We start from the raw sequence: 12,352 nt of genomic DNA on the forward strand, positions 1-12,352 counted from the left end.
TCAGCGCTCCCCTGCTGTGGTGTTCTCCGCGGCCTCCACGTAGTCCGCGATGTCGCCGACCCGCAGCCCGATCACCTCGTCGAGCTCCTTCTCGGCGAGGAACTCGGCCAGGTTCACCCCGGGGCCGAAGTGCTCCATCAGGATTCCGGCGAAGGTCACCAGGTCGATGCTCTCCAGCTGGAGGTCCTCGTGGAAGGTGGTCTCCCTGGTGATCTCGATGCCGAGCAGCTCGACGTCGCCCACCAGCTCAGTCAGCAGGTCCGCCACCCGCGAAAACGTGGCCGTTTCGATGGTCTGTTCGACGGTCTGTTCGTTCATTTTCCCGCTCCACGGTCGTCGGTAGGAGTTCTTGCCGCACCATTGCGGCCGCGGTTTCCTCGTTGTGCGCCAAGGTGACGGACAGTTCCGGCAGTTCCCGGCCGTGCCGGCCCGCGACCCTGATCCGGCCGGCGTGGTCGCGGATCACCCCGATCTCCGCCGGGAAGACGCCGGTGACCCCGCGCCCGGCGAGCCAGGCCCGCACCGCGTCCTTCACCACGATCCGGTCCAGCAGCCAGCCGGACTGCTCGGACAGCGGACGGCGGGCGTACTCCTCGCGCTCGGCGGAGCTGAGGAAGACCCCGGCGTAGATGTCCCTGGTGGCCGCGCCGGGCCAGCGGTCGCGCAGCTCGTACCAGCCGTCAGCTCGCCGCCTGGCGAGCAGGTGGCGGTCCGGGAAGGCGTACACCCGGTGCGCGGCGCGGTCGCAGGCGAACCGGATGTCCTGCCAGCCCTCGATCTCGGCCCAGGTCCGGCCATGGTGCACCACGGAGGCGGACATCCGCAGCGTCTCCGGTTCTCCCGCGCTGATCGCGGCCAGGCTGCGCACCCGCTCACCCGGCTCGGGATGCGGCCCGTAGAAGGAGATCTTCTTGATGCTCCGCGGAAACGCCAGCAGGTACTCGGTCTGGGTGGCCATCAGCCAGCAGCCGAGCAGCTGGCCGATGTTGTCCAGCAACCCGCCGGGGGCGGGCGGGACCGTGATCTCGCCGCGGATGTGCCGCTCACCGAGTCCGCTGAGGACGGTCAGTCCCCGATATGCCTCGCCGTGGAACATCTCGCGCCGCCGGTAGATCTCGCCGGCCGGCAGCGGCGGCTCGGTCTCCGGCTCCACCGGCCGCAGCGACACCGCGGGCGCGGCCGGGTACCGGTCGGCGAGTTCGACGGTCATCGAGGCGTAGCCGCCGATCTCCACCGCGACCCGGCCGTTCTCCAGCGCCCGCAACCGGACGGGTACCCGTTGCGCCGGGGCGGCGACCAGCCAGCGGTCGAACCGCGCGTGGTGCACGGCCACCGTCACCCGGCCTGGCCAGGCGCGCTCCACCTCCGCCACCGCGAACGCGATCAGCGTGGTCGCGGGTACCACCGGCCGCCGGTCGACCTCGTCCGGCCAGTCCTCGCGCTGCCGGAAGAACCGGTGGTCGGCCAGGTAGGGCAGTTCGGCCATAGACACTGAAAGCACCGACTCCCTGGTGCCTGCGGGCCGGGACGCGGCGGCCAGCACCGAGGCCGCGGCTTCGCGAGTCTCCGCGAGCAGCGCGGTGAACTCCTCGACCACCTCCGCGGACACCCCTGGCGGGACCTCCGGCAGCGGGTGCCGGTCCAGCAGTCCCCGCACCGGAGACGAAACGGGCAGCGGCTCGGCCTCGGTCCCCACCACCGGCTCGTGCGCCTTACCGCTCTCCGTGTTTTCCCCGGCGGTTTCCAGCCGGTCGAACCGCGGGGACGCGCCCTCCACCCACATCGCCGCGGCCACCCGGCGAAGCTGCGCCATCCCGTCGCGCAGCGGCGAATCCGCGCTGATCACCAGATGCGGCCTGCCGGCCAGGGTGTCCGAGATGAACGAGCCGAGCTGGCCGGGGCCAGCCTGCACGAACAGCCGGAAACCGTTCGCGTACATGGCTTCCACCAGCTCGCGGAACCGCACCGGCGCGACCAGGTGCTCCAGGTACAGCGCGCGGATCTCGTCCGGGCCGGCCGGGTACTCGCCGACCGTGGTGGCCGACCACACCGGCGCCGCCGGCGGCCACAGCGGCAGCTCGCCCACCATCTTGGCGAACGGCCCGAGCCGCGGCCACATCAGCGGGGTGTGGAATCCGGACCGGAAGGGCAGGATCTTGGCCACCACCCCGTCCTCGCGGCAGGCCCGCACCAGCCGTTCCGCCGCTTCCGGCTGCCCGCAGACGATGGACTGCCGTGGCGCGTTGTCGTGGGACAGCACCAGCCGCGGCTCGTTCTCGATCCGCTTCAACGCTTCGGCGGCCGAACAGCCGAGGACCACGAACTCCGCTTCCGGCGGGGTGAAACCGTCCGGCCAGCAGCGGCCCCGCAGCCGGTGCACCTCCTCCGTGGCGTACATCCCGGCCGCGATCATCGCGGTCCACTCCCCCACGCTGTGCCCGGCAAGCCCGTCCGGTCGCAGCCCGAGCTCGCGCAGCGCCGCGTCGAGCAGGCGGCCGACCGCGGTCACCCCATCCGCGTGGCCGAGCAGAGTGTCCACATCGGACACTCCGGTGGCCGGGTCCGGCAGCCCGAAGTGCGCGGCGACGTCCGCACAGCGCGGCGCGAAGTCCGCCTCCAGGCCGGGAAAGACGAAGGCCGTCTTGGCGTCCGGCTCGGCCCGCAGCAGCGGCCGCGCGCTGAACCAGATATCGTTGCGGCCGAGCCAGGGCTTGCCGTCCTTGAGCGCCCTGGCCACGATCTTGCGGGCCACCGCCAGCCGCTGCGGGGTCGGCCCGACCACGGCCAGCCGGCACTCGCCCGTCTCGTCGGGCACGCCGGCAAGCAGCTCGGTGTCCGGCCGGTCGAGCCTGGCCAGCAGTTCCTCCGTGCCGTCCGCGCCGAAGCGCAGCACCCGTTCCGGCTCGGACATCCCGACGATGGCGACCGGCTCCCGGCCCTGCCCGTTCACCACAGCGACGCCGTGTACACCACCGAGGTGTGCGTACGCGGCCCGTAAGCCAGTTCACGCAACAACGCCGTGGTGCCCTCTTCTGGGTCGATCAAGCGCATGTCACGGCGGCCGTACTCGCGCGCGAGCTCTTCGGAGACCATGCCGCCGTGCGTGCCGGACGGCGCCCACGGCCCCCAGTGCACGGTGAGCGCCCGGTTTCCGGTGGCGGCCGCCCAGCCGGCGCCGAGGTTCTCCAGCGCGTCGTTGGCCGCCGCGTAGTCGGTCTGCCCCCGGTTGCCGAGCACCGCGGCGATGCTGCCGAAGAAGGTGACGAACCGCGGCCGCGCGCCGACCTGGGAAAGCGCGTCCAGCAAGGAAACCGCACCGTCCACTTTGGTGCCGAACACGGTGCGGAACGAGCCGTCGTCCTTTTCGGACATCAGCTTGTCGTCGATGACGCCGGCCGCGTGGACGATCCCGTCCAGCCTGCCGTACCGCGCGTGCACGTCCTTGACGAGCTGCTGCAGGGCGGCGCCGTCGCGCACGTCCACGCAGTGGTAGCCGGGCTGCCCGCCGGCCAGCCGGATCTCCTCGCAGGTGGCGGCGATCTCCCGTTCGGCCAGGATGGTCCGCACCTGGCGCTCCACGTCGGCGATCGAGCCGCCGCCGGCCGCCAGTGCCCGGCGCAGCGCGTGCGGGTCGGTCAGCTCGCGGGTGGCCGGGTCCTCCGGCTCCCCGGCGAACGGGGTCCGCCCCGCCAGCTCGATCCGGCAGCCGGCCGCGGTGGCCAGCGCGCCGGCGAACCGCGCGGTGATGCCGCGGGCGCCGCCGATCAGCAGCAGCACCGACTCCCGGTCAAGGCCGATCGCCTGCGCCTCGGCCGCACCGGGACCGGCAGGGCCGGCCCCGCTGAGCGCGGCGGACCCCAGACCCTCGGCGGTCAGCTCGAAGGTCGTCCGGTCCCCGCCGGAGTAGCACACCACCGGCAGCGGCTCGGCTTCCTGCAGCTCGCGCACCAGGTTCGCGACCAGGTTCGCTTCCGGCAGCTCGACCAGTTTCGCGCGGCCGTCGTGTTCCCTGGCCACCGCCCGGATCAGCCCGCGCAGCCCGGCCACGTGCGGACGGCCGGCCGCGGCCGCCACCACCAGCGCGCCGGCACCGGCGCGCGCGGCGTCGCGCAGCGTGCCGAACAGCTGCGGGGCGGCCGGTTCGTCGCTGTCGCGCAGCGGGCCGAGGCAGAGCAGCAGGTCCGCCGCGGGGAACCCGGAGTCCGAACGGAACACCGTCCTGGCGCCGTGCCGGGCCAGTTCCGTGGTCAGCGACGCGACCAGTTCGTCCTGGCCGGGTTCGGACAGCAGCAGCACGGTCCGGCCGCGCAGCTCGGCCCGGTGGCCGGACGCGGCGGGCACCTGGCGCAGCACGAACCGTTCCGGCGCATACGCGGCCGCGCTCGGCTCGGGGGCGGTCTCGGTGACCCGCGGAGTCCGCACCGTCTCTGCCGTCGCGGGAGTCTCGGGCGGCACGGCACTTTCGCCGGTCTCGGCCGCGGCAGGCTCGGGAGCGAGGTGCTTCTCGATCCATTCGGCGGCCGCGTTCGCGGTCCGCTTCCGGCTCAGCTCGTCCTGCTCGGTGTCGTCGAGCCGGTCGCGCAGGCCGAGCTTGGCGATCAGCGTGCCGGCGATCTCGGTGCGCTTGATCGAGTCCACGGACAGGTCGGCCTCCAGGTCGAGGTCGCCGTCGATCATCTCGGCCGGGTAGCCGGTGCGGTCGCTGATCACCTCGATCACCGCGCGGAGCACGTCGACGACCTGGGGCTCGGGCTGGGCCTCGGGAGCCGCCACCGGTGCCGGGCTCGGCAGCTCCACCGGAGCCGGGCTCGCGGCCGGGGCGGGCGTGACCGCCGGCGGCCTTGCCTGCGCGCTGCCGAAGTACTTCAGCAGCACTTCTCGCTGCGCGGCGACGACTTCGCGGTTGCTGCGCAGGAACTCCAGTACGACCTTGTCACTCTCCACAGTGGACACATCGGAGGTCTCGTGTCCGCCGGAGTCCGCCGGCCTGCTGTCCGTCATCGTCGACCTCGGGATCCTGTTCGCGGGCCGCAGCCCGTTGGGCGGTGGGGTGCCGTCGAGCCGGCGCACCAGGTGACCGTTGACCGTCCAGCCGGGTGCCGAGACTGGGGTGGCGGAAGTAGCTGGAACCGCGACCGCCCTGCCGCGGAACAGCCATTCGGTCCGCACGTCCACTCCGGCGGTGGCCAGCCCGGCCAGTGCGGTCAGCAGGTTGCGCAGGCCGGTTCGGCCGCCACCGGGCCGGTCGTCGCAGGCGATGGCCCGGTGCGGCCGGTCGCCGAGCACCGAGCCGACCAGCCCGGTCAGCACCCGGCCGGGCCCGACCTCGAGGAAGGTGCGCGCGCCGGCGGCGTACATGTCCTCGATCTGCTCGGCGAACCGCACCGCCGAGCCGAGCTGGGCGGTCAGCTCCTCGCGCACCCCGTCGGGCTGGTAGCGGCGGGCCGTGCGGTTCGACCAGACCGGCAGCCGAGGCGGCCGGACGGTCTCCGCGGCCAGCGCCTCGGCGAAGCCTGCCGCCCCGGCCGCCACCAGCGGGCTGTGGAAGGCGCAGGCCACCGGGATCCGTTTCGCGCTGATTCGCTGTGCCCGCAGGCTTTCCACCGCACGCTCGATCGCGTCGGTCGCCCCGGAGAGCACCACCTGCTCCGGCGCGTTGTGGTTGGCCAACACCACCTCGGGCGCGTCGCCGAGCGCCGCGGCGACCCGCTCGGGGGTGGCCTTGACCGCCGCCATCGCGCCAGGGTCGTCGCCGGTCGCGCCCAGGATGGCGGCCGCCCGGCGGCCGCTGAGCCGGATCAGCGCGGGCAGGTCGAAGGCGTCCGCGGCGGCCAGCGCGACCAGCTCGCCGTAGCTGTGCCCGCCGAGCAGGTCCGGCCGCACTTCCAGCCGGTCCAGCACCCGGAACAGCGCGGAGGACACCAGGCCCAGCGCGGGCTGCGCGACGCGGGTGTCGCGCAGGTCGTCTTCCTGCCCGGCGGCCACGGCCGGATCGAAGGCGGTGGCCGGGAAGACCGCCGACGCGGTGCCGGGATCGAGGTCCAGCACCGAACGCGACTCCGGGAAGGTGGTGAACAGCTCGGCGAGCATGCCGGTGCGCTGGCTGCCCTGGCCGGGGAACAGGAACGCGAGCTTGCCGGGCTCGTCCTCCCCGGCGGCGAACCAGGTCCGCCGGTCCGGCGCCCCACCGGAGCCCGCCGCCCGCAGCGCGGTGACCAGTTCCTCGCGGTCCGCGGCGACCACGGCGAAGCGGACCGGGTCCCCGCTTTCCCGGCCGGACGCGGTGGCGGCCAGCGACCGCAGCGGCAGTGTTCCATTCTCAACCTCGGCCAGTTCGAGCAGCCAGGTCATCTGCCGTTTCGCCGCCGCGGAATCCTTGCCGCGGAACAGGAACAGCTCGCAGTCCCAGTCGCGCAGGCCGTGCCGGTGCGCGGCGGGCGACGGGCCGGCGGCGAGCACCGCGTGGAAGTTGGTGCCGCCGAAACCGAACGCGCTCACCCCGGCGACCCGCTCGCGCTCCGGGGCCAGCCACGGCCTGGCGGCGGTGCCGAAGGTGAACGGGCTGGTCGCCTGGTCCCAGGCCGCGTTCGGGGTGCGCAGTTGCGCGGTGGGCGGCAGCACGCCGGTCCACACGGCCAGCGCGGCCTTGATCACCCCGGCCAGCCCGGCGGCGCACTTGGTGTGCCCGATCTGGCTCTTCACCGAGCCGAGCGCGCAGCCGCCGGCCGTCGCGCCCTCGGCGAGGAAGAACTCGGTCAGGGTGGTCAGCTCGGTCCCGTCGCCGACCACCGTGCCGGTGCCGTGCGCTTCGACGAGACCGACCGACGACGGCGAGAGGCCCGCACCGCGGTATGCCCGCGCCAGCGCGCGCCGCTGCCCCTCCGGCCGCGGGGCGGTCAGCCCGCGGGCCTTGCCGTCGCTGGCCGCGCCGACGCCCTTGATCACCGCGTAGACCCGGTCGCCGTCGCGCTCGGCATCGGCGAGCCGCTTGAGCGCCAGGCAGGCGACGCCCTCGCCCAGCGCGATCCCGTCCGCCGCGGTGTCGAACGGGCGGCAGCGGCCGGTCGGCGAAAGCGCGCCGGCCGAGGCGAACATCAGGTAGTCGTTGATGCCGTTGTGCAGGTCGACCGCACCGCAGAGCATCAGGTCGCTGCTGCCCTGCACCAGTTCCTTGCAGGCGAGGTCGAGCGCGGCCAGCGAAGAGCCGCAGGCCGCGTCCACCGTGTAGTTGGTGCCGCCGAGGTCGAGCCGGTTCGCGATCCGGCCGGAGATCACGTTGGCCAGCGTGCCGGGGAAGGAGTCCTCGGTCAGCGCGGGCAGCTGCTCGGCCAGCTCCGGCGGGACGTGCTCCAGGTAGGCGGGCAGCAAGGCGGCTAGCACCCCGGCGTTGGCCAGGTCGCCACCGGCCTCGGCCCCGAAGACCACCCCGGTCCGGTCCCGCCCGAACGGCCTGGTGCGGTAACCGGCGTCGTCCAGCGCGCGGCGGGCCACTTCGAGGGAGAGCAGTTGGGCCGGGTCGATGCTGCCCATCGACGCCGGCGGGATGCCGAAGGACATCGGGTCGAACGGGATGTCGGCGAGGAAACCGCCCCATTTGGACGGGGTGCTGCCCGGCGGCGCGGTGCCCTCGCGGTAGTAGACGGCCGGGTCCCAGCGCTCGGCCGGCACCTCGGTGACCGAGTCCACCCCGCGCAGCACGTTGGACCAGAAGGACGGCAGGTCCTCCGCGCCGGGGAACAGGCAGGCCATGCCGACGATGGCGATGTCGGCGGGTGCCGGGCCGGGATGCTCGCGGATCGCCGCCGGCCTGCGGGCAGCCAGCAGGCGCTCGGCGTCCTCGGTGACCGCGCGGTGCAGGGTGGCCAGATCGGTGGTCGCCTCGCGCAGCACCGCGACCTGGCCCGCCATGTACATGCCGTCCGCGAGCTGCCCGGCCTCGTCCACCGCGCGCAGCTCGGCCCCTTCGCGGCGCAGTCCCTTGCTGGCGATCCGCAACCGCCCGGTGTTCAGCTCCTCCAGCCGCTGCCAGCGTTCCTGCGCGGGCACGCCGCGCTCGCGCAGCGTTCGCTCGATCGACCGGAACTCGTCGACGAACGGGCTGTCCAGACAGCGGGTGAGGTGTCCCGGCGCGGTTTCCAGGGTGGCCGTGCTCCGCGCGTCCACGGCCTGGCGCTGGAACAGCTCGGTGATCGCACCGTGCCGCACGGCCTCCTCGGTGAACAGGTACGCGGTGCCCATCAGCACACCGATCCCAACGCCGCGCGCGGCCAGCGGCGCGGCCATCGCGGACACCATGGCCGCGGACCTGGCGTCGTGGATGCCGCCGGCGAAGAACAGCTCGATCCCGGTCTCGCGCGGGTGCTCCTCGGAGAACCGCCGCAGCACGTCGAGTTGCGCCTCCCACAGGGCGAAGCTGGAGCGCGGCCCGATGTGCCCGCCGCATTCCGCGCCCTCGAAGACGAACCGCCGCACCCCGGCGTCCAGGAACTGCCGGAGCAGGATCGGGGACGGCACGTGCAGGTAGGTCGCGATGCCCTCGGCTTCCAGCGCCTTCGCCTGCGCCGGACGGCCACCGGCGATCAGCACCGAGCGCGGCCTGGCCCGGCGGACCGCCTCCAGCTGCTCGGCCCGCAACTCCTCCGGCACGAAGCCGAGGATCCCGGCGCCCCACGGGCGATCACCGAGCAGCTCGGCAGTGCGGCCGAGCAGTTCCGCGGTCCGGCGGCCGTCTGCCAGTGCCACCGCGACGAACGGCAGCCCGCCGTGCGCGGCGACCTCGGCGGCGAACCCCGGCTGGTCGCTGACCCTGGTCATCGGGCCCTGCGCGACGGCGAGGTCGGTGCCCAGGGTGCGCCGCAGCGGCGCCCCTTGCTCGATCGGCCCCGTACCGGTGGTGCCGACAGCTCCGGAGCCCAGTTCGTGCACCAGGCTTCGCACCGCCAGTTCGGCACTGTCGAAAGTGGACTCGAACAACGCGGCCAGCGGGGCGTCCCTGCCCAGCGGCACCACCTGGCCGGTACCGGCCGCGACGGCCATCTCCGGCTCGGTGCGCTCGATACCGCTCTCGTCCGGGAGCACCCGGTGACCGGCCACCAGCACCGGCTCCGAACCGTCGGCGCGGCGGAGCAGCTCCCGCAGCCGGCGGGGCGCGTCGGTGTCGGGCAGCAGGGCGAGCTGGGTGTCCAGCAGCACCCCGGCGGCACCACCGGCGACCGCGGCCGCGGCGGTCCGCGGCCCGATCCCGCCGCAGGCCCACACCGGCAGGTCGACCTCCGCGAGCAGTTGCTGGAGCAGCACGAAGGTGGTCAGCTCGCCGACCCTGCCACCGGCTTCGGCACCCCTGGCCACCAGTCCGTGCGCGCCCGACGCGGCCGCCCGGTGGGCCTCGTCGAGGCTGGTCACCTCGGCCAGCACCGGCACACCGGCCTGTTCCGGGGTCCACGGCGAGTTCCAGCCCAGCAGCACGGCACGGAGACCGGGTCGGAGCACGTCCTCCGGGCGAAGCGTGCAGCCCGGCGGGACCCGCACCGCGAACGGCGTGCCGTCGGCGATCCGGCGCAACCCCTCGGCGGCCCCGGCAGCCGGACCGCCGAGGTCGAGCACGCCCAGCCCGCCGCCGCGGGAGACCGCGGCCACCAGGAGGGGGTCCGGCACGCCGAACGGGCTCAGGCCGAGCACCGGACCTGGCACCGAAGAGGTCACCTCGCGCATCGAACGCCTCCTGTTCTCGCACCACGGCAGGACTTCGGCCGCGCGACGCCGACGTTTCCCGGCTCTTACGGTTTACGACGGCCGCGCCGACAAAAATATGGTTCGAGGTCCGACGAAACGTAATGTAAGCACATTGATTCGTGACTGACAAACACTCCCCGACAGTCCGCCCACGTGCGCCGGCACGTACTCGCGATCCGGATCTCGTGCTAAAGTCGCAGGTCAAACCCCCTTGACTGGCAATATTTTACAACTGGGAGAGGCGGTCTTTAGCACGCAGCTCCACCGTTTCAAGTTCAATACACTCATCGAGCTGATAAAAGTTGGAAATGCGTTTAGGCCGCGCCCATGTAATAGTGAAAGAGCCACCGGACGGACAAGCTTGGAGCGTTCGTGAAACTGACAGACCGAGTCGTCGTGATCACCGGCGCGGCGCACGGGATCGGCGCCGCGATCGCCCGCCGCCTGGCACAGGAGAAGGTGCGCGGCGTGCTGGTGTCCGACCTCGACCTGGACGCGGCGGAGGCGGTGGCCGACTCGATCGAAGAGGCGGGCTGCCCCGCGCTCGCGCGGCGGGTGGACGCCACCGTCAAGGACGAGCTGCGCGCGCTGGCCAAGCTCGCAGTGGACAGCTACGGCAGGCTGGACGTGTTCTGCTCCAACGCCGGTCTCGCGTTCGGCACCGGCGTGCACGCCGCGGACGAGCAGTGGCAGCGGTCCTGGGAGGTGAATGTGCTGCAGCACGTCTACGCGGCACAGGTCGCGCTGCCCACGATGCTCGCGAAGCAGGAGGGCTACCTGCTGATCACCGCGTCCGGGGCCGGGCTGCTGAGCGCACCGGGCGACGCGCCGTACACGGTCACCAAGCACGCCGCGGTCGGCCTGGCCGAATGGCTCGCGGTGACCTACCGCCCGCGCGGCGTGCGGGTGAGTGCGTTGTGCCCGCTGGGCGTGCGGACCGACCTGCTGGTGCCGGGGATCGAGGCGCAGCATCCGGCGGCGGTCGCGATCGCCGCCGCCGCGCCGCTGCTGGACCCGGCGGACGTGGCCGAGGCGGTGGTGCACGGCATCGACAGCGAGGAGTTCCTGATCCTGCCGCACGAATCGGTGCGCGGCAGTTACGCGCGCAAGGCGCAGGAACTGGACGGCTGGATCGACCGCACGGTGGCGGAGACCGCGACCGCGCTCGGAAAGCGGGGCTGAGGCATGGAGTTCCGCCGGCTCGGCGGCAGCGGGCTGCTCGTCAGCGAACTGTCCTACGGCAACTGGCTGACCCACGGTTCGGCCACCGCGCAGAGCAACGCGCCCGCCTGCGTGCACGCGGCGCTGGACGCCGGGATCAACCTGTTCAGCACCGCGGCCGCCTGGGGCGCTGGCGACGCGGAGGTTTCACTGGCCAAGGCCCTGCGCGCGACCAGGCGGGACGATCTGGTGCTGTGCAGCGGGGTCTACTGGCCGGAGGGCCCCAGCCGGAACGCCTCCGGGCTGAGCCGCAAGCACCTGCACACCTCGCTACACGGTTCGCTGCGCCGGCTGGAAACCGACTACCTGGACGTGTACCAGCTGCTGCGGTTCGACTACCAGACCCCGCTGGAGGAGACCTTCCTGGCGCTGTCCGACCTGGTCCGCCATGGCAAGATCCTCTACGTCGGCACCTCCGAGTGGAGCGCCGAACAGCTGCTGCGGGCGAGCACGCTGGCCGCCGAGCTCCGGGTGCCGCTGGTGGCCAACCAGCCGCACTACTCGATGCTGTGGCGGGTGCCGGAGGCGCAGGTGATGCCGGTCTGCCGGCGCGCGGGCATCGGGCAGCTCGTCTCGCTGCCGCTGGCGCAGGGCCTGCTCACCGGAAAGTACTGCGACGGCGGGATTCCCGCCGGTTCCAGGGCCGCCGGTGACGAGGCGGCGCGGCAGGCGATCTGGCCGCTGCTGAACAAGGACCTGCTGGACCGGATCGGCCTGCTGCGCGGGGTCGCCGCGCACGCCGGGCTGAGCATGGCCCAGCTCGCCATCGCCTGGACCCTGCAGCACGAGGACGTCGCCTCGGCGGTGACCGGCGCCTCCACCCCGGACCAGATCACCGAGAACGCCAAGGCCGCCGGCATCACCCTCGACTTCGAAGTGCTCACCCAGATCGACGAGCTGCTCGGCACCTTCGTGCAGACCGACCCCCGCCTCACCTTTTCCCCACCCCAGTACCGCTGACCCACCCGCGAGCCGGTCAGTGCGCGGCGCCCAGCTCCAGCGCGAGCACGCCGCCGATCACCAGCACGATGCCGCCGACCTGCACCCAGGTGAGGCCGTCACCGAGGAACACCGCGCCGATGGTGGCGACCAGCGCGACCCCGGCCGCGGCCCAGATGCCGTAGGCCACCCCGATCGCCATCCCGGCCTGAAGTACTTGGGAGAGCAGGAAGAACGCGGTCAGGTAACCGACAACGGTGACGATCGACGGCCCGAGTTTCGAGAACCCGTCGGAGAGCCGCAACGAGATGGTCGCGGCCACCTCGGACAAGATCGCCCCGGCCAGCAACACGAACGGCATGCGGAACCCCCTCAGACGAACAACTTGAACGCCTTGAGTGGCATGCATTATCCGGCCGACGGGGCCGCCCGGAGGGTGGCTCGCGGCGGCCGGATGCGG

The 12,352-nt window shown here is 73.0% G+C and carries 6 protein-coding genes; 2 read left to right on the plus strand and 4 right to left on the minus strand.

Going from position 1 to position 12,352, the window contains the following annotated elements; all coding sequences use genetic code 11:
* The 3 genes from AMYNI_RS0106380 to AMYNI_RS0106390 are packed head-to-tail and all read right to left on the minus strand — an operon-like array spanning position 1 to position 9,711.
* The gene (locus tag AMYNI_RS0106380; RefSeq protein WP_040405562.1) at positions 1 to 318 is read right to left on the minus strand and encodes a phosphopantetheine-binding protein; all 318 of its coding nucleotides are present in this window, start codon (positions 316 to 318) and stop codon (positions 1 to 3) included.
* A complete protein-coding gene (locus AMYNI_RS43765) occupies positions 248 to 2,953 on the minus strand; it encodes an acyltransferase domain-containing protein (RefSeq protein ID WP_020667156.1) in 2,706 nt (901 codons plus the stop codon). The genes AMYNI_RS0106380 and AMYNI_RS43765 overlap by 71 nt, the downstream gene beginning before the upstream one ends.
* Positions 2,947 to 9,711 (minus strand): type I polyketide synthase, encoded by a 6,765-nt coding sequence (locus tag AMYNI_RS0106390; RefSeq protein WP_020667157.1) that lies wholly within the window; start codon positions 9,709 to 9,711, stop codon positions 2,947 to 2,949. Before AMYNI_RS0106390 ends, AMYNI_RS43765 begins: the two co-directional genes overlap by 7 nt.
* Before the next feature lie 393 nt (positions 9,712 to 10,104).
* Between AMYNI_RS0106390 and AMYNI_RS0106395 the strand changes: the two genes are divergently transcribed.
* On the plus strand, positions 10,105 to 10,914 hold the full coding sequence (locus AMYNI_RS0106395; RefSeq protein WP_026360113.1) for an SDR family oxidoreductase: 810 nt from the start codon (positions 10,105 to 10,107) through the stop codon (positions 10,912 to 10,914).
* Positions 10,915 to 10,917: 3 nt separating this feature from the next.
* Positions 10,918 to 11,913: an aldo/keto reductase gene (locus AMYNI_RS0106400; protein WP_020667159.1), complete on the plus strand. Its 996-nt coding sequence runs from the start codon at positions 10,918 to 10,920 to the stop codon at positions 11,911 to 11,913.
* A gap of 16 nt (positions 11,914 to 11,929) precedes the next feature.
* Here the strand turns inward: AMYNI_RS0106400 and AMYNI_RS0106405 are convergent, their stop codons facing one another.
* The gene (locus tag AMYNI_RS0106405; RefSeq protein WP_020667160.1) at positions 11,930 to 12,253 is read right to left on the minus strand and encodes a DMT family transporter; all 324 of its coding nucleotides are present in this window, start codon (positions 12,251 to 12,253) and stop codon (positions 11,930 to 11,932) included.
* Positions 12,254 to 12,352: the final 99 nt, after the last annotated feature.

This window comes from Amycolatopsis nigrescens CSC17Ta-90 (assembly GCF_000384315.1).
Taxonomy (GTDB): Bacteria; Actinomycetota; Actinomycetes; order Mycobacteriales; family Pseudonocardiaceae; genus Amycolatopsis; species Amycolatopsis nigrescens.

What these genes read in the sequence shown, in the direction of transcription:
- AMYNI_RS0106380 (WP_040405562.1), bottom strand. Translation starts at nt 318, where the DNA reads ATGAACGAACAGACCGTCGAACAGACCATCGAAACGGCCACGTTTTCG.
- AMYNI_RS0106390 (WP_020667157.1), bottom strand. Translation starts at nt 9,711, where the DNA reads ATGCGCGAGGTGACCTCTTCGGTGCCAGGTCCGGTGCTCGGCCTGAGC.
- AMYNI_RS0106400 (WP_020667159.1), top strand. Translation starts at nt 10,918, where the DNA reads ATGGAGTTCCGCCGGCTCGGCGGCAGCGGGCTGCTCGTCAGCGAACTG.
- AMYNI_RS0106405 (WP_020667160.1), bottom strand. Translation starts at nt 12,253, where the DNA reads ATGCCGTTCGTGTTGCTGGCCGGGGCGATCTTGTCCGAGGTGGCCGCG.